A 14,297-nucleotide genomic window follows, 5' to 3' on the forward strand; every position below is an offset into this window, starting at 1 on the left:
CTGAGGAAGGGGGACGGCCCGCATGTCATTAATCTCAAATTCCAAGAAATAGATGTAAATCTGTTAATATTGGATATGGCCGCGATCCCGGTGTCAAAGCCTCGACTCTGTGCCCTGATATGCACTAGCATTGGAAAAATCCAATGACGGTGGGCGTAAATGCCTCGGGGAGAGGCGGCACGCCAATTGACTCTGGGTCACCCAGAGGGGGAACAGGACATGTGTCAGCGGCTCTGTGGAAACCACTCGGTCCATGGCGGCGAGCCTGAGAAGTCGGGCTCCTCCCGCCGCCAGTTTCTCGCGGCGGGGGCTTCAGCCCTCGGTGCCGCGGCCATCTCGGCACTTCCCACGCCGACGCTGGCTGCGCCCTCGCAGGGGGAGACGTCGCAGGAGCGCGGCGCCAGCGACCGTGACATGCCAGTGGAGACCGGTACTTCGCAGCGGCGCTACCTGATCAGAGGCGGCGCGGTCCTCAGCATGGACCCGAATGTAGGGGACTTCGCCCAGGGCGACGTGCTCATCGAGGGCAAGAAGATCATCGCGGTCGGGCCCCGCCTGCACGCACCGGGGGCGGCGGTCATCGACGCAGCGGGCATGATCGTCATGCCGGGGTTCGTCGACACCCACCACCACCAGTACCAGACCGCGCTGCGGAACTTCCTGCCCGACGGCCTGCTGTTCAACGACGGGCTGCCACACGGCCAGAAGAACTACCTCGACCTCATCCACTCCACGATCACGCCGCTCTACAGGCCGAAGGACGCCTACATCGCCGAGCTCGTCGCTTCGCTCAGCCAGCTGGACGCTGGGGTGACCACGGTCGTCGACACGTCGCAGGTCGGCCATTCTCCGGAGCACACCGATGCCGTCATCGCGGGGCTTCAGGAAGCGGGCCGGCGCGCGGTCTTCGTGTACTCACCGGGCGTGGGCCCCCGCAGCATCTTCCCGATGGATCTCCAGCGGCTTCGGAGGCGCTACTTCTCCTCGAACGATCAGCTGCTGAGCCTGGCCATGGGTGGGGAGGTGTTCGATCCCGCCTTCCGTACCTTCTGGACGATCGCGCGCCAGAATGAACTGCACATCGTGACTCACCTCGTCGGCAGCCTGGGCCAGGAGACGCTCGTGGAGCAGCTCGCGAGTGAGGGCCTGCTCGGGCCAGATATCGAGTTCATCCACGCCAGCCGACTCTCGGAGGGCTCGTGGCAGGCCATTGCCGAGTCGGGGGCCACCGTCTCGCTGGCGACTCCCATCGAGATGACCATGCGGCACGGCCTGCCGCCGATCCAGACCGCGCTCGATCACGGCGTCCAGCCCGCGCTCAGCACCGATGTCGAGTGCACGATGACCGCGGACTTCTTCACCCAGATGCGGACCGTCTTCACGCTTCAGCGGGCGCTCATCAACGAGCGCGCGCTCAACGGGGAGACGAACCTGCCCGAGCTCCTCACGAGCCGCGATGTGATTCGCTTCGCCACGGTCGAGGGGGCCCGGGTCGCCCGTCTCTCCCACAAGGTCGGCTCGCTGACTCCGGGCAAGGAGGCCGACATCCTCCTCCTGCGGGCGGATGCCATCAATGTGGCCCCGCTCAACAACGTGCCGGGGGCCGTCGTGACGTTGATGGAGCGCAGCAACGTGGACACGGTCATTGTCGCGGGACGAATCCGGAAATGGCGAGGAGCCCTGGTCGGCGTGAACTGGCCCCACCTCCGGGCCACCCTCGAGGCGTCCAGGGACTCCATCTTCCAGGCCGCGGGCATCGAGCGCGTGCTCTTCTGAAGTGGTCACTCCGGGGCCTTGCGTGAGCGAGGCCCTGGCATACTCCCTGCGCGACCACGCTCCTGCCCAGGCCTGCCTCACGAGGCCGTAGCGAGCCTCCTTCCACACCTATGGAGCGTCGTCGCCAGGGTGCTCCGTGGGAGCCGAGGTGGCGGGGCGCGGAGGTGGGTAGGCGGGGCCGTAACAAGCGCCTTTGTGCACGTAGTAGGGCTCGTCACAGTCCTTCAGGCTTGTTTTCACCTCCACCCAACATCCACCATTGATGGAGACATGCGCCCGGTGGGCACACCGCCCAGACGCATCGGGCCGGAGCTGCCCTCGGAGCGGTTTGGGCGGTAGATCCACGGCAATGACAGACAAGACGAACGGTGCCCGGGTGAGAGACACCGGGGCCGTCAGTGCGGTGTCGCCGACGGCGATGGTGCCGCCATCCTTCGACTCTTCGGTGGCGGATGCGTGAGCCTGTTCGGTCTTCTCTCGAGGCTGCGCGCTCAGCATCCATGCGGCTCCCAGCGCCACGGCGGCTCCCAGGCTGGCGGCTGCCATGAGCCGGGACCACGAGGCAGGCCCCCTGTCCTGGGGAGGGACCCTCCCTGCCTCCTCGACAGGGAGCTCCTTCCGGGTGAAGAGCGGCACATCCGCTTCACGCCCTGCTCTCCGCGCGGCCTGCTCCAGCGCCTCGGCCAGCTCGCCGGCACCGCCACGCGCTTCGGGGCGCACGGAGAGCATCCGTGACACGAGCCTGCTCAACTCCGCGCAGCAGCGGGCATTGATGCCATGGGGAGGCACGGGGCCCGTACCCTCCGGGCCCCAGAGGTGGGCCACCTCGTTCAGCAAGGCTGGAGTGGGAGGGTAGTCGTCGGTCACCAGCCGGTAGGCGGTCATCCCCAGCGCGAAGACGTCGTCGGCCGGTCCGGGCGCATACGGTGGGTCCGACGGCAGGTAGGGAAGGCGCACGGAGCGCCACGCCTCCGGTGAGCGGTAGGGCGGCGTCCCGGGAGGAAGTGGCGACGACGTAAGCAGCGCGGCACCCACGTAGCTTCCGGAGCCGAAGTCGGTCAGGAAGACCTGTCCGTCCGCGGAGCGCACGAGCACGTTGTCACCCTTCACGTCGCGGTGGACGCCTCCCGCGGCATGCGTAGCCTCTAGCGCCCGCGCGAGGCTGGCGAGAACGCGGAGCACCTGACGCGAGGTGGGGCACTGCGCCTGCGCCCAGTCATAGAGGGACACGCCTTCCACCCACTCCATCGCGAGGTAGGGGTGGGCGAGGCTCCCGGGCTGCAGCCAGAGCCCATGGCCCATGAGGCGCGGGACGTTCGGATGGCGGAGGCGGGAGAGCAGCTCCACTTCTCGCGCGAAGCGGCCATCTTCGGGGTGCAGGGCCACCTTGAGCGCCACGGGACCGAGCACGTCCTCCACACCGAGCGCACGGTAGACGGTGCCGTACGCACCCGAGCCGCGCCGCTCCAGGACACGCCAGGGCCCCACCCGGGTCCCCGGCGGCAGGCGTGATGGATGCAGTGGGCCGGGGTCCATGACGTGCCCCACGAGGCGGGAGGAGGTTCGCTGCAAGCGCCGCGAGCCTACTCGCTACATCCGCAACTGTCAGCGTATCCTCTGGAGTCGGTTCCGGCACGAGCCCCGCCGCGACCAGGCGCAGACAGCCACACAGTTCCATTCGAAGCGCTCAACCCCCAGCGCGCCAACTCCGCCAGCCCTCACCCGCCCTGCCCCGCCGTTGGCACGAGCACGTAGTACTGCTTGAACATGTACGGCTTCACTCCCCGCGGCCACGGGAACGTGAGGGCGCGCTCGCACAACTGCGCGGACACGACTCCGTCCGCCCGGCACTCGCCCTCCCCCGCCGACGCTCCCACTACGAGCATGACCGTGAGCGCATGCAGCGGAGTTCCGGGCGCCTTCGAGAGGCTCTCATGGAGCACCGGCTCGAGGTGGCTCAGGAGCTGCTCGTGGAAGGCCCTGTTCGGCTTGAAGCCCGGTGGCGCCTCGCCGCGGACTCCCGTGAGCCCCTCGTAGACGCGAAAGCTCGCGGCGGACAGCGGAGGGCTCTGATTCGAGCTCGCGAGCGCGCGGCCAATCGCGAACCCGTACTGGCTTACCCATTCGCGAATCGCGGTCATCACCGCGCCGTCCTGGCCCGGGTCGACACCAATGCTCCCGGCGAGGAGGGACTCCACCGGAGCTCCATCCACCTCACAGCCGAATTCCAGCCCGACCAGGTACAGGAATTGGTCTTTCTGGTGGACGTTTTGGGTGACCTTCGTGGACAGCGCGAGGGAGCGCGTCCCTAGCCGGACCGTGTTCGCCTGCGCCGAGGCCTCGAGCCCCTGACGCGACAGCAGCGCCGCGAGCTGCTGCGCGGCCACGGACGACATGTCTCCAGCCCCGGCCTGCTGGGGCGTCGCCTCGCGCAAATGCCTCACGAGGGCGACAAAGAGGGCACCTCCCACCACCAGAGCGATGAGCAGTAGAAGGAACCAGCGAGATGCGTGCATGGGCCCGCACGCTAGCCTTGCCTTCACAGCATCCGCCATCCTTCGGACTTCACGGACGCCAGCAACTCCGGTGGTCCACAGCGCTCACACCGGCCGTGAGCGCTTGGGGACCTCCACCCGGTCCAGGTCCCTTGCAGCCACCACATCCACCCGCCCAGCTCCACCGAGCCCGTCGGCAAGCGGCGGCCGTGCCCGGCTTGCGAGATGATGGGGGCAATGAGCACGACAAACCGGAAGAGCGTCGACATTTCGGTGGCCCTGCGCCAACTGCTGGAGAACGCCAAAGGGCCCGTCATCCTCCCGTTCACCCACGAGGGCATGCCGCCGGGCTCCGCCGCGGCGTTGGGCATGGACCTCCTGCTCGGAGGCTTCGCGCTCTTCGCCGCGGTGATGGGGCTCGTCATCTTCTGTCCTGGGCGAGGCGCTGGCGAAGCAGGTGCCAGACATGAAGGGCCTCATGTTCTCGACGCTGAAGTTCTCGAAAGGCGATTTCGCGGGGGCGTGGCCGCCACCCTGGATGCGCTCGTTCCGGAGGTGGGCCGCTTCTTCCCGGTGCGCCCGGGCGTCCCCCGCTCCCGGGATGCGGTGCTGGACATCGAGGCGTCGGAGCCGCCGTCCCCCGATTAGCACGGGATTGTTGAGACACCAGGTTGGTCGTAATCAGGCCGCCAGCTTCGACTGCTGAAGTCATCCCGCAAGAACGGGGCAACTCCAGACATGCGTCCAGAGGAAGAAGACATCACGGGCCATGGGCCCGTCATGCCACCTGGGGAAGGCCACGGCCAGCGTCTCGCGCAAGGGCTCAGGCGCTGGCGTGGCCCGGGCCGCTCTAGCAGCCGCAGGTCAGGAAGCCGCCCGTCTGGTACCGGTATTCCGTGTGCGTGTAGTTGCCAGACTCGTCGAAGCACACGCGGTAGCTGTACTGCTGCGCGTAGGCGGCGAGATTGACATCGCAGTTGCCGAACTCGTCACAGTACGTGCCGCAGACCAGCCGGGGGTAGCAGGTGATGCTGGAGCCATCCCAGAGCCACTCGGACCAGTTGGCGCACGAGCCCAACTCGGCCTCCTGCGAGGCCAGCGCCTCGGCCTCCACGGCGGCGGCCTCCTCCTCCGTCATGGGTCCACCGCAGGCCGTCAGCGCCAGGCTCGTGCACACCACGGCAACCCCGCGCAGCAACGTGACTCCAGGCTTCATGAGCGCTCCTCGATCCGGAGACGGTCCCCGGGATGGAGCCACGGACCTCCGGTGGGGCGTCACGCTAGGCGGGACACTCCCGCCGGGCGTCTTTGTCCTGGAATCCCGCCCCCCTGGAGTGTTCTCCGAACGACAGCAGAGTGGCCCCGCGGGGAGGAGACGCGATGACGGGAACCCACAGCTCGCGTCACAGGGTCGTGCATCCGTCTAGTCTGGCTTCTTCGGCTCGTAGTAGTCAGGCAGCGGCGAGAAGCCGAACCAGAGCGCGTTGATCTTGCTGGGCTGCCCCTGGTACACGGGCGTGCCCTCGATGCGGACGGCGCTCAGGCGGTGGTTGGGATACGAGGCTGACTGGTAGTGGCGGCCCAGTCCCGTCCGGTTGCCGAACGTCCCGGCACTCGTGCCGTCGCTGAAGTGGAACCTGATGCCCGAGAGTTCCCAGTCCCACCACGTCTCGACGCGCGTGATGTATTTGCCCGCGGGCACATCCACGTCGTGCGGCGCGCCGCCGCCCGTGTTGCCCACCCCGTTGCCCTCGTGCCCGTCGTAGTAGAACTTGAGGAAGTCGATCTCGTTCCACTCGCGGACGTGAACCTTCGAGATCCGGCCCGGCCGATCCTCCCACCTGTGGTCGCGCGCGCCGTGCTCGTTGTTCGCCTTGTAGACGAGTCCGGTGCTGGGGCCGACCCAGACGGGCTCGCGGTCGAGCGGGATGGGCAACACGTGCTCACGGTCGGGATCGAGCATTGACCAGAGCAGGGCCGGGTCGCTGACGTTGCTCTGGAGCGCGGCGCGGAAGCTGTTGAGCGCCTGCTCCTTGTAGTAGTGCACCAGCACGGTGTGATCGCCGCCCCCGCGCGCGCCGATCCCCTTGGCGAAGCTCTGCACCTCGCGCGCGACGTGGTCGCGGATGACGGTCGAAGCGCGCCCGAGGACGTCCTGTGGGAAGTCCTCGATGTCCATCATCGACTCGCGCCATTTCATCTCGCCGGGGAGGGCCACGTCGCGGATGAATTTCTGGTAGTCGGAGATAGCGTCCTTGAGCGCCTGCTTGTGCTTCTCGACGCTGACCTTCTTCTCGCCGAAGATTTCCTTCGACTTGACGACGCGCTCGCGCAGCAGCGCCAGGTGCATCGTCGCCAGGTCGAAGGCGAGCCCTACGGAGCCGGGCGTGTACTTGCGCCCGATGAACAGCTCCTTCGCGTCGTTGAACTGGCCCAGGCAGGTGTCGAGCCACGTCTGGCGCTCGGTCTGCTCGTCGGCGTCGAGGTACTCCTTCAGGTTGTGGCGCAGCGAGCCGACCTTGCTCTTCAGGAGCGCGCGGTCGTACTCGTCGATGACGCCGTGCACCCACGCCTTCATCCGCTCCTCGGAAGCCTTCACGAGGTCTTCGACCGTCGGCTTCTTCTCGGGCCAGATGACGCCGACCGCCGCGGCGATGCCGGCGCCGACGGTCGGGATCTTGCCGACGGCGGCGAGGACGGCCATGCGCGAGAGATCGTTGAGCTGAATGTTGAACTCGTCCATGAAGTTGACCGCCCTGGTCGAGTCCGGGTTGGGGAACTCGTGGTCGGGCTGTCTGATCTGGCAGTCCTCGCCGAGCGTGACGGGGCGGTTCGTCTTGACCTTGACCGGCGCGGCGAACCAGTCCGAGAAGGGCGTCCGCCCCTTGCGGAAGCCGATCTTCTTCTCGCCGGAGGGCAGGCTCAGGCGCACCTTCTCGCCCTTCTTGAGCCAGCCGAAGGTGTCGCCGTAGGCGATGCGGTACGAGGTGTCGTCCGTGTTGGCGACCCAGTAGCAGACCTCTTCCTTGTACTCGTTGGTGACCGTGAACGTATCCGCGACTCTCATGAGGGAACGACCTCCTTCTCAGGGGGACAGAGGAGCCGGAGCATTCATGTGCAAGGGTGTTGCCATGCTCGGCGAGGACGGCTCGAGCGTCATTCCCCGAGGGAGGCGTCATGGGGAGACGCGCCCGCGTCAGGGGCGGACGCGCACTCCAGCGTTGCCCGCGTACGCAGGCGCGTGAGGGGGGAACGCGCTGCTACCCGGGATGAGGACCACCGGGCTGCCCATGGGTGAGCCGTCCATCGTCTCGTCGTAGCCGCCAACCATCTGGTTGCATCGACTCCACCGTCGCAGCCAGGGCCGGGCTCTCCTCCTCCAGCCCCGGCTCCGCCCCCGCTCGAGGGCATCGATGGCAACTGTACCGTGGTGGCGGAAACAGTCATGCGGTGTGCACACAATGGAACGTGCGAGTCGCATCGAGGCGGCGGGTGCGCGGAGTCGCGGTGGTATCTTCCGCGCCCATGGACCTGCGAATCGTGCTCGGCCTCGTGCTGATGCTGGTGTCGCCAGCGTGGAGCCAGCCCGCGGCTTCCACCGGCCCTTCCTTCCAGGACCTCATGTCGGCCGCGACCCGCGCGTACGATGAGCTCGACTTCGAGCACGCCCTCGAAGAGCTCGACGCGGCGACGCTCGCCGCGCGCGACGACGATGAGCGGGCCCGGGCAATCATCTACCGGGGGTTCGTGCTCGCGGACCTGGGGCGGCGGCAGGAATCGCTCGCCGCCTTCCGCGCCGGGCTCGCGCTACGGCCCGCCGCGAGCCTCCCGGTGAAGGTGTCGCCCAAGGTGACGCGAGACTTCGAGGACGTGCGCAAGAGCGTGCAGCGCGAGCAGGCGCGCAAGCCCCGCCCCCCGGCGGACGCGCCGCGCGCGGTGCCGGACGCGCAGCTCGCGCAGACGCGGCCGTCTCCCGTGCTCGTTCCTTCGGCTCCCATGGCGGAAGCGGACGTGCGCCCCGCGCGCTCCACGCCGGTGCTCCCCATCGCGTTGCTGGGCGCGGGCGCGGTGCTCGGCGGCGCCGGGGGCTACTTCGGCCTGAAGTCCCGGAGCAACGTGAATGCGGCGCGCGACGACGACTTCCATGACGACCGGGTCTCACACCTGGACAGCGCGCGGGGGCAGGCGCTCGCAGCCAACGTCCTGCTGGGCGCGGCCGTCACCGCCGCCGCCGGAGCGGCCGTCACCTGGTTGCTCACGCGCGACACGCCGTCTTCGCTCGCGGAGGTCTCGCCATGAAGCGCGTCGTGGCCCTGGGGCTCGGGCTGCTGTGCGTCACCTGCACGGTGCCGGACATCGAGGAACTCGAGGAGGAGAAGCCCAGCGGGTGCGACACGGACCATCCCTGCGACGTCCGCGTGCTGCTGAAGTACGACGGCTTCCGTCCGGGCTGCGTCACGCTGCGGCTGGTGGACGTGGAGTCGCCCTCGCGGACACAGGAGCTGCCGGTGGACCCGCCGGTGACGGAGGCGAGCGGCTCGCGCGAGGTGGGCTTCATCCGAAGGTCCGGGTGGAGCAGCACCGTGAAGGTGACGGCGTCTGCCCGTGAGTCCTCGTGCGCCGGGAAGGAGGTGGCCATTGCCACGGCCGACAAGGTGCTCATTCCCGACGAGGGAACCGCCGATGTCACGCTGACGCTGAGGGCGGTGGACGAGGACGGCGATGGCTACGTGAGAGAGGACTCCGGGGGCACGGACTGTGATGACCACACGGCCTCCGTATCGAAGGGCCTGGAGGAGCGCTGCGACTTCCTGGACAACGACTGTGACCACACCGTGGACCCGGCGCCTGTCTGCGACGGCGTCGAGTGGAGGCCGGCGCTTTTCGTCAGCGGCGCGAACCTCCGGGATGTGGCCCCGCACGCGCGCGGCCGGGCCTGGTTCGTGAGCGACAACAACGACGTGCTCGCCTACGTGAGCCGGGAGGCGGACGGCGGCGGCCAGATGCGGCAGTTCACCGACTGCCTCGGCGGGTGGTCCACCGCCTGGGCGCGGCCGAGCGACGGGCGCGTCTTCGTGGGCTCCTGGGAAGGGCGGCTCGCCACGCGGACGACGGTGGCCGCGGAGCCGTGCTCGAGCGCCGCCTTCGACGGAGGCGGCGCGGCCATCCAGGACATCGTGGGCTTCGAGCAGGACGGCGGCACGACGCTCTACGCGGTGAACGAGGCGGGGGACATCGTCCGCTGGGACTACCCGGCGCCCCCGGTGCGCGTGGCACACGTGGACGCGGACCTCCGCTCCATTCATGGCACCGGGCCGGGGACGCTCCTCACCGTGGGCTACGCCCTGAATGGTGATGTCTCCACGGCATACCCGGTCGCCTATCGCTCCAACCCGGACGGGGGCCCCTGGCTGCAGGAGTCGCTGCCGCCACCCTCCGCCGGGCAGCACGCCCTTCACTCCGTGCACGTGGTGAGCCCGGCCCTGGCCTACGCCGCGGGAGACCAGGGGCTGCTCCTGGAGCGGGAGGGAAGCGTGTGGCGCACGAAGCCTCCGTACCCCATCTTCGAGGATGGCGGCGTCTCACCCGACATCTTCGACGTGGTGGCCTTCGGCAAGACGGCCGTCGTCGCGCGCCTGAGCACGGACGACCTCGTGCGCTTCGACGGAGAGAGCTGGCACGACTTCCTCTTCGGCACCCAGGGCTTCACGACGCTGGAGGGGCTGACGTCGGACGAGTTCTGGAGCGCGGCCCAGGACGGCACCGGGTTCTACTGGGGGCCGTAGGCCCCTCCGGTGAGGCCTACGGCTCGGGAATGCGCGGGGCTCAGCTTCCGCCGGGGCCCTTGCCGCCGTCCTTGAGGTTCAGCATCGCGACGGCGACGTCGAGCCTCGGGTCCTTGAGGTGCTCCGCCTCGGCCTGGAGCTGCTTGTACTGGCTGGTGGTGACGCGGGGCAGGTCGCCGTCGATGCGCTTCTCGTAGATGGGCTGCCCGGGCCGGTCCTTGTGGAAGAACCGCTGGTCCACGGACTCCGCGCGGTGGGTGTCGGGGCGGACGTTGAACCGCGTGTCCACGCGGATGTCGGGGTTGCCGCTGATGGCCTTGTCCGCGGGAATCATGGCCGTGTTGGCGCCATGCGAGGCGGAGGCCAGGTTCTGGCGTGACTGCGTCTTGCTGCCACCCTCGCCATGGCCCATGCCGTGGAGGATTTCGTAGTCCGTCCCCTTGTCGGCGGTGCCGAGGCGCTGCTGGTACTTCGTCGAGCTGGGCTCGCCGCCCGTCATCTCCTTGAAGACCTTGGTGTGCTCGCCCTTGTCGCGGTCAGGCACCGAGGTGAGGACCGGCTGCGGCCCGAGCCCCCGCTTTTCCGTGGGGCCCTCATAGAAGAGCCCCTTCTTGTCCCGGGCCTGGCTGCCGTAGTGGGCCAGCGTGTTGAGCCTGTCCTCGGGGCCGTCCTTCACGGTGCGCAGGGACGACATGTCGCCCGTGCGAGCGGCGTGGGTGTCCTGCAGGCCTACCTCCTTCTGTTGCTTGTACAGCTCAGCCGCCGAGGGAGGCTGCTCGCCCGTCGCCGCGGCCCGCTTGGGTCGTTTCGAGCTGCTCGCCTCGAACTCGTCCGGCGCCGGGCGCTTCTTCGAGGAGGAAGACGCGCTGGACTGGGCGGACGGAGGGGGAGATGGGCTGCGGGAGCTCGTGGGGCTCGGAGAGCGTGGCAGGTCGACTTTGGGAGTCTTGGGGGTGGAGGGAGGCGAGATTCGGAGCTTGGCCATGAGGCATTCCTGCGTGAGGAGATGCCCGGCCTTCTAGAGCAATGACTTGCATTAGTAATCACCCGAAAGGGTGAGACGGCTTCTGGGATGGATGGATTTGTCAGTGATGGAAAGTTCCCCTGCCGGCGGGGTGGTGGGGGTGTTGTCTATGGGAAATCCCCAGGGTGGGGCGCTTTGATTCTTCCGCGTCTGTATTTGTCCAGCCGTCCTGGCACCCATCTCATGAACAACATCCGCGGTGCCCATATCCCACATCCAAAGTGCCCGAAGCATCCGAGGCCGTCCTCCTGGTGGCGCTGGACGACGCCTTCGTCGCCATCCCCCGCCGCCCTGTCTCCGTACTACCGCTGACCACTCCCGCATCTTCAATGACGTAGTCCGCCCCCGCGCCGACGCTCAGGAGGAGGACGGCCGCCCCCAGACCATGGAGCAGCGCGCCCACGCCGGTGATGACGCCCACCGGGAACTTCCTGCTCGAGTGCTGGCCGATGACGGCGAAGAGCGGAACCATGCAGGGGCCGGGCGCCACGGCGAGGCCTGTCTGGAGCGCGGACCAGTGCCAGCGCTGCTCCATCTGGACGTCTTCCCGGACGGCACATGGAAGGTGCTCGACGTCGGCCAGTCCGGCGAGGCAATGACGCGCCTCAGCCAGCACGACCGACGCCCTCAATGGGAGCGCGCCTCCGTCACCCGCAGTATATGAGTGGCCATCCACCACGTCCCCACGTCCACCCTGCCGAAGGCGCGGCGGCTGAACCTCAAGCGCTCATTGCGCGTTCAGTACCGCCCGCCGTGCGGTGACCGCTGAGCGGTATGGACGCGCCCTGGCTGATAGCCCACGAAGAGGTGGGTGAGCACTGAAGCCAGCGCCTCCTCCAGCATCTGGATGGCGCGGTGCTTCTCCCCATTCCCCAGGTGCATGTACTGCATCGTGGTGCAGAGGCGGCGGCCGGGGCCTCGGCGTGTGCGGATCTGGTGAAGGCTCTCGCGGCTTGCCTTGCGTGAGCCCTGAGGACGAGCGGTCGCTCGATCATGACGTCCCGTGGAGACGCCGCAGTGAGGGAGACATGTCGAGACCCGAGTCGTCCGGGTAGCGGGCTCGCCATTCACCTTCGACGGGAGGCGCTTCTATCATCCAGCCGAATTGCGCGTCGACATGTTCGGTCAGAATCGGCGGGTCGCCGCGCAGTTCCCAATCACTGAGCTGCTGGCCCGCCAGTTGGAGGAACCACAACGGAACGGGCAACCCCCGGAGGGCCGACAAGCCGCGGTGCAGGCTCCATTCAGGATCCTCGAGCCACCGCTGGTGACTGAGTCCCTGCAGATTCAGGATCAGGAAGCGGCCGCGGCGCTCGTCGACCATGATCGGCCAGACGGTCCTGAGGAATTCGACCGCTACCAGCACATCCCCCAGTCGTGGCGTGCCTGAGCGTAGGTTCGGAATCAACTGCGCGATCTCGCGATCGCGCGCGAGGTCGTCTTCGCCGTAGTTTTGGGGCAGCCGAAGCCAGAACGGGTTGGCCTGTGACGGTTTCGCGGCCGCGGCAACCTCCAGGAAGATGATGGCGTAGGCACGCCAGCCTTCCGGATGATTCGTCGGTGGCGGAATCAGCGTGAAGTCGCCGTGCTGGACCAGTTCGCCGACGATCCGGTTCACCATCATACTATTCCCGACGTACGCGCTCAGGGCTCTCAGTGCTCCCGCGGCGCGCAGGACCGCCAGTTCCCATGGAGGCGCGGGCCGTGGACTCCAGACAGTCAGACCCATCGCCGGGAACTCTGGCTGGATCGACGCCAGCTCGTCGCGAGGCGCGCCGCGCGCGATGGTCTCCCACTCGTCGAGCGAACCGAGTTGCGCAGGTTCGAGATCGCCGGCAAACCGGTTCGCGAAGTAGTCCGCCCGATCGATTAAGTGCTGGACCATCTCGGCTTCCCGGCGGCACCAGACGGACGCGTCATAGCCAGGGGTTCGCACGCGGACCACCGCCGGCGATGCCGCGAAGAGTCCCCAGATCATGCCGGTATTCGTTTCCCAGGATGGGATGTAGGTGGCGTCAATCGCACAGCGGGAGGACTTCCACACCTGCATGTGCCGGAGCTGCGGCTTGACCTCGGCGGAGCGATGGCTGATCGCAATCAGGCGACGGGGCCACTCGGGCTTTGTCGCGCTGAACGCAAAGCAGGCGATATCAGCGGGTCGCACCACCTCCCAGGACAAATCGAGGGCGTGCTCGGCCCACGCCATCGCCTTGAGCGTCAGCGCCCAGCGTCGCACCACACCCGTGGCGAGCGTGCGGAGTTCCTCGTCGTCCGATGTCAATGCGCGGCGGAAGCCGAGGCGCAGGCCCGGGCTGCGCAGGAGTCTGGCCGCAAGACGGATCGCGCTCTGCGTCAGTTCGGCCGGGACGTCGAGACTCAGCCATCGCCACGCCTGTTGCCAGGGGATTCCCTGACCGACCCGCACGTCGAGCGGATCGAACGGCGCAAGCGTCCCGTTGCCTTGCAGCGTGAGGTTCAGCAGCAGCTCGAGATGGCGATCACCGAAGCGATTGGACGCGACCCACGGGTCCGGAAGCGTGAATTGGCGTGGTGCGCCAAGCCGCAACGTCGTGGTCTGGGCGATGAGCTCGGGATCGGTGGTCGGTGGAGTGAAGACGAGATCGCGCAGGAAGGAGCCGATGCACCCGAGGATCCACGCGCGGACCTGGTCGCCAAATATCATCTGCGCATCGCCGTAGGCGGTGATGCGCTGCTGCGATGCCATGAACTCTTCGACCGCAGTTCCTGCATTGTGCGGCCCGGCGCTGACCGACGCGAGCATCACCGTGAACGCGTCGTGCGAGGTCCGGCGAAGCGGGAGAGACGCGGCGGCGAGCGTCGCGCCGATGTTGAAGTCCGGCCATTGATCGACGTCATCCGGCGGGTCGTAGATTGGTGCTGCCGTCGGAATCGGTAGCACGTTGGCGGGCTGAATCCCTCTCGTGATCCACGGATCGGAAATCCAGTCCACCGTCAACATGACGGTCTGGTCGGACGGCGCGCGCATGCGATCGCGTACGTCGATCCACGCCGCCGTGAGCGGAGCGCGAAGATCGTCGAGGAGCCAGCGCAGCGACGTTGCGGATTCATTCGGCGCGGCCATGGGCAGATAGTAGTCCCATCTGGCTCTGCGCCGTTGCAGCCTTATCGCGTCGACGGTGTGTGTGCAGCGGTTGACGGATAGGAAGAATTGGAGGCCTCTTTCGCGTCCACGTC

12 protein-coding genes are annotated in these 14,297 nt (G+C 67.7%); 5 read left to right on the top strand and 7 right to left on the bottom strand.

What is annotated here, in order from left to right; genetic code table 11:
* The first annotated feature begins 219 nt into the window (after nt 1-219).
* Nucleotides 220-1,776, top strand: a complete 1,557-nt coding sequence (locus tag G4D86_RS02645) for an amidohydrolase family protein (protein WP_163988991.1) — start codon at nt 220-222, stop codon at nt 1,774-1,776.
* 108 nt (nt 1,777-1,884) lie between these two features.
* On the opposite strand, the gene G4D86_RS02650 is transcribed toward G4D86_RS02645, so the two are convergent.
* Together G4D86_RS02650 and G4D86_RS02655 are read right to left on the bottom strand one after the other, a co-directional pair.
* Entirely contained in the window at nt 1,885-3,312 is a 1,428-nt protein-coding gene (locus tag G4D86_RS02650) for a serine/threonine-protein kinase (RefSeq protein WP_163988993.1), read from the bottom strand.
* Nucleotides 3,313-3,494: 182 nt separating this feature from the next.
* Nucleotides 3,495-4,172, bottom strand: coding sequence for a DUF6348 family protein (locus tag G4D86_RS02655; RefSeq protein WP_163988995.1), 678 nt, complete (start codon nt 4,170-4,172; stop codon nt 3,495-3,497).
* A 336-nt stretch (nt 4,173-4,508) separates the two neighbouring features.
* On the opposite strand from G4D86_RS02655, the gene G4D86_RS02660 reads away from it, so the two are divergent.
* Nucleotides 4,509-4,919, top strand: a complete 411-nt coding sequence (locus G4D86_RS02660; RefSeq protein WP_163988997.1) for a hypothetical protein — start codon at nt 4,509-4,511, stop codon at nt 4,917-4,919.
* A gap of 202 nt (nt 4,920-5,121) precedes the next feature.
* Here the strand turns inward: G4D86_RS02660 and G4D86_RS02665 are convergent, their stop codons facing one another.
* Nucleotides 5,122-5,487, bottom strand: a complete 366-nt coding sequence (locus G4D86_RS02665; RefSeq protein WP_240360001.1) for a hypothetical protein — start codon at nt 5,485-5,487, stop codon at nt 5,122-5,124.
* A gap of 207 nt (nt 5,488-5,694) precedes the next feature.
* Nucleotides 5,695-7,338 (bottom strand): insecticidal delta-endotoxin Cry8Ea1 family protein, encoded by a 1,644-nt coding sequence (locus G4D86_RS02670; RefSeq protein WP_163988999.1) that lies wholly within the window; start codon nt 7,336-7,338, stop codon nt 5,695-5,697.
* Nucleotides 7,339-7,796: 458 nt separating this feature from the next.
* Here G4D86_RS02670 and G4D86_RS02675 point away from each other — a divergent pair, with 458 nt between their 5' ends.
* Both G4D86_RS02675 and G4D86_RS02680 read left to right on the top strand, forming a co-directional pair.
* On the top strand, nt 7,797-8,570 hold the full coding sequence (locus G4D86_RS02675; RefSeq protein ID WP_163989001.1) for a hypothetical protein: 774 nt from the start codon (nt 7,797-7,799) through the stop codon (nt 8,568-8,570).
* Entirely contained in the window at nt 8,567-10,057 is a 1,491-nt protein-coding gene (locus tag G4D86_RS02680; protein WP_163989003.1) for a putative metal-binding motif-containing protein, read from the top strand. The genes G4D86_RS02675 and G4D86_RS02680 overlap by 4 nt, the downstream gene beginning before the upstream one ends.
* 40 nt (nt 10,058-10,097) lie before the next feature.
* Here the strand turns inward: G4D86_RS02680 and G4D86_RS02685 are convergent, their stop codons facing one another.
* Entirely contained in the window at nt 10,098-11,042 is a 945-nt protein-coding gene (locus G4D86_RS02685) for a hypothetical protein (RefSeq protein ID WP_205519434.1), read from the bottom strand.
* 424 nt (nt 11,043-11,466) lie between these two features.
* Here G4D86_RS02685 and G4D86_RS02690 point away from each other — a divergent pair, with 424 nt between their 5' ends.
* Nucleotides 11,467-11,745, top strand: coding sequence for a hypothetical protein (locus tag G4D86_RS02690; RefSeq protein WP_163989005.1), 279 nt, complete (start codon nt 11,467-11,469; stop codon nt 11,743-11,745).
* 74 nt (nt 11,746-11,819) lie between these two features.
* Here the strand turns inward: G4D86_RS02690 and G4D86_RS02695 are convergent, their stop codons facing one another.
* Complete coding sequence (locus G4D86_RS02695; RefSeq protein ID WP_163989006.1) at nt 11,820-11,963, bottom strand: hypothetical protein; 144 nt, start codon at nt 11,961-11,963, stop codon at nt 11,820-11,822.
* A 109-nt stretch (nt 11,964-12,072) separates the two neighbouring features.
* The gene (locus tag G4D86_RS02700) at nt 12,073-14,184 is read right to left on the bottom strand and encodes a hypothetical protein (RefSeq protein ID WP_163989009.1); all 2,112 of its coding nucleotides are present in this window, start codon (nt 14,182-14,184) and stop codon (nt 12,073-12,075) included.
* Between the last annotated feature and the right edge of the window lie 113 nt (nt 14,185-14,297).

This window comes from Pyxidicoccus caerfyrddinensis, from assembly GCF_010894405.1.
Taxonomy (GTDB): domain Bacteria; phylum Myxococcota; class Myxococcia; order Myxococcales; family Myxococcaceae; genus Myxococcus; species Myxococcus caerfyrddinensis.

Excerpts from the sequence above, each read along its gene's own strand:
- G4D86_RS02660 (WP_163988997.1), top strand. The coding sequence starts at position 4,509 with ATGAGCACGACAAACCGGAAGAGCGTCGACATTTCGGTGGCCCTGCGC.
- G4D86_RS02665 (WP_240360001.1), bottom strand. The coding sequence starts at position 5,487 with ATGAAGCCTGGAGTCACGTTGCTGCGCGGGGTTGCCGTGGTGTGCACG.
- G4D86_RS02645 (WP_163988991.1), top strand. The coding sequence starts at position 220 with ATGTGTCAGCGGCTCTGTGGAAACCACTCGGTCCATGGCGGCGAGCCT.
- G4D86_RS02695 (WP_163989006.1), bottom strand. The coding sequence starts at position 11,963 with ATGCACCTGGGGAATGGGGAGAAGCACCGCGCCATCCAGATGCTGGAG.
- G4D86_RS02680 (WP_163989003.1), top strand. The coding sequence starts at position 8,567 with ATGAAGCGCGTCGTGGCCCTGGGGCTCGGGCTGCTGTGCGTCACCTGC.
- G4D86_RS02685 (WP_205519434.1), bottom strand. The coding sequence starts at position 11,042 with ATGGCCAAGCTCCGAATCTCGCCTCCCTCCACCCCCAAGACTCCCAAA.
- G4D86_RS02690 (WP_163989005.1), top strand. The coding sequence starts at position 11,467 with ATGGAGCAGCGCGCCCACGCCGGTGATGACGCCCACCGGGAACTTCCT.
- G4D86_RS02655 (WP_163988995.1), bottom strand. The coding sequence starts at position 4,172 with ATGTCGTCCGTGGCCGCGCAGCAGCTCGCGGCGCTGCTGTCGCGTCAG.
- G4D86_RS02650 (WP_163988993.1), bottom strand. The coding sequence starts at position 3,312 with ATGGACCCCGGCCCACTGCATCCATCACGCCTGCCGCCGGGGACCCGG.
- G4D86_RS02700 (WP_163989009.1), bottom strand. The coding sequence starts at position 14,184 with ATGGCCGCGCCGAATGAATCCGCAACGTCGCTGCGCTGGCTCCTCGAC.
- G4D86_RS02670 (WP_163988999.1), bottom strand. The coding sequence starts at position 7,338 with ATGAGAGTCGCGGATACGTTCACGGTCACCAACGAGTACAAGGAAGAG.
- G4D86_RS02675 (WP_163989001.1), top strand. The coding sequence starts at position 7,797 with ATGGACCTGCGAATCGTGCTCGGCCTCGTGCTGATGCTGGTGTCGCCA.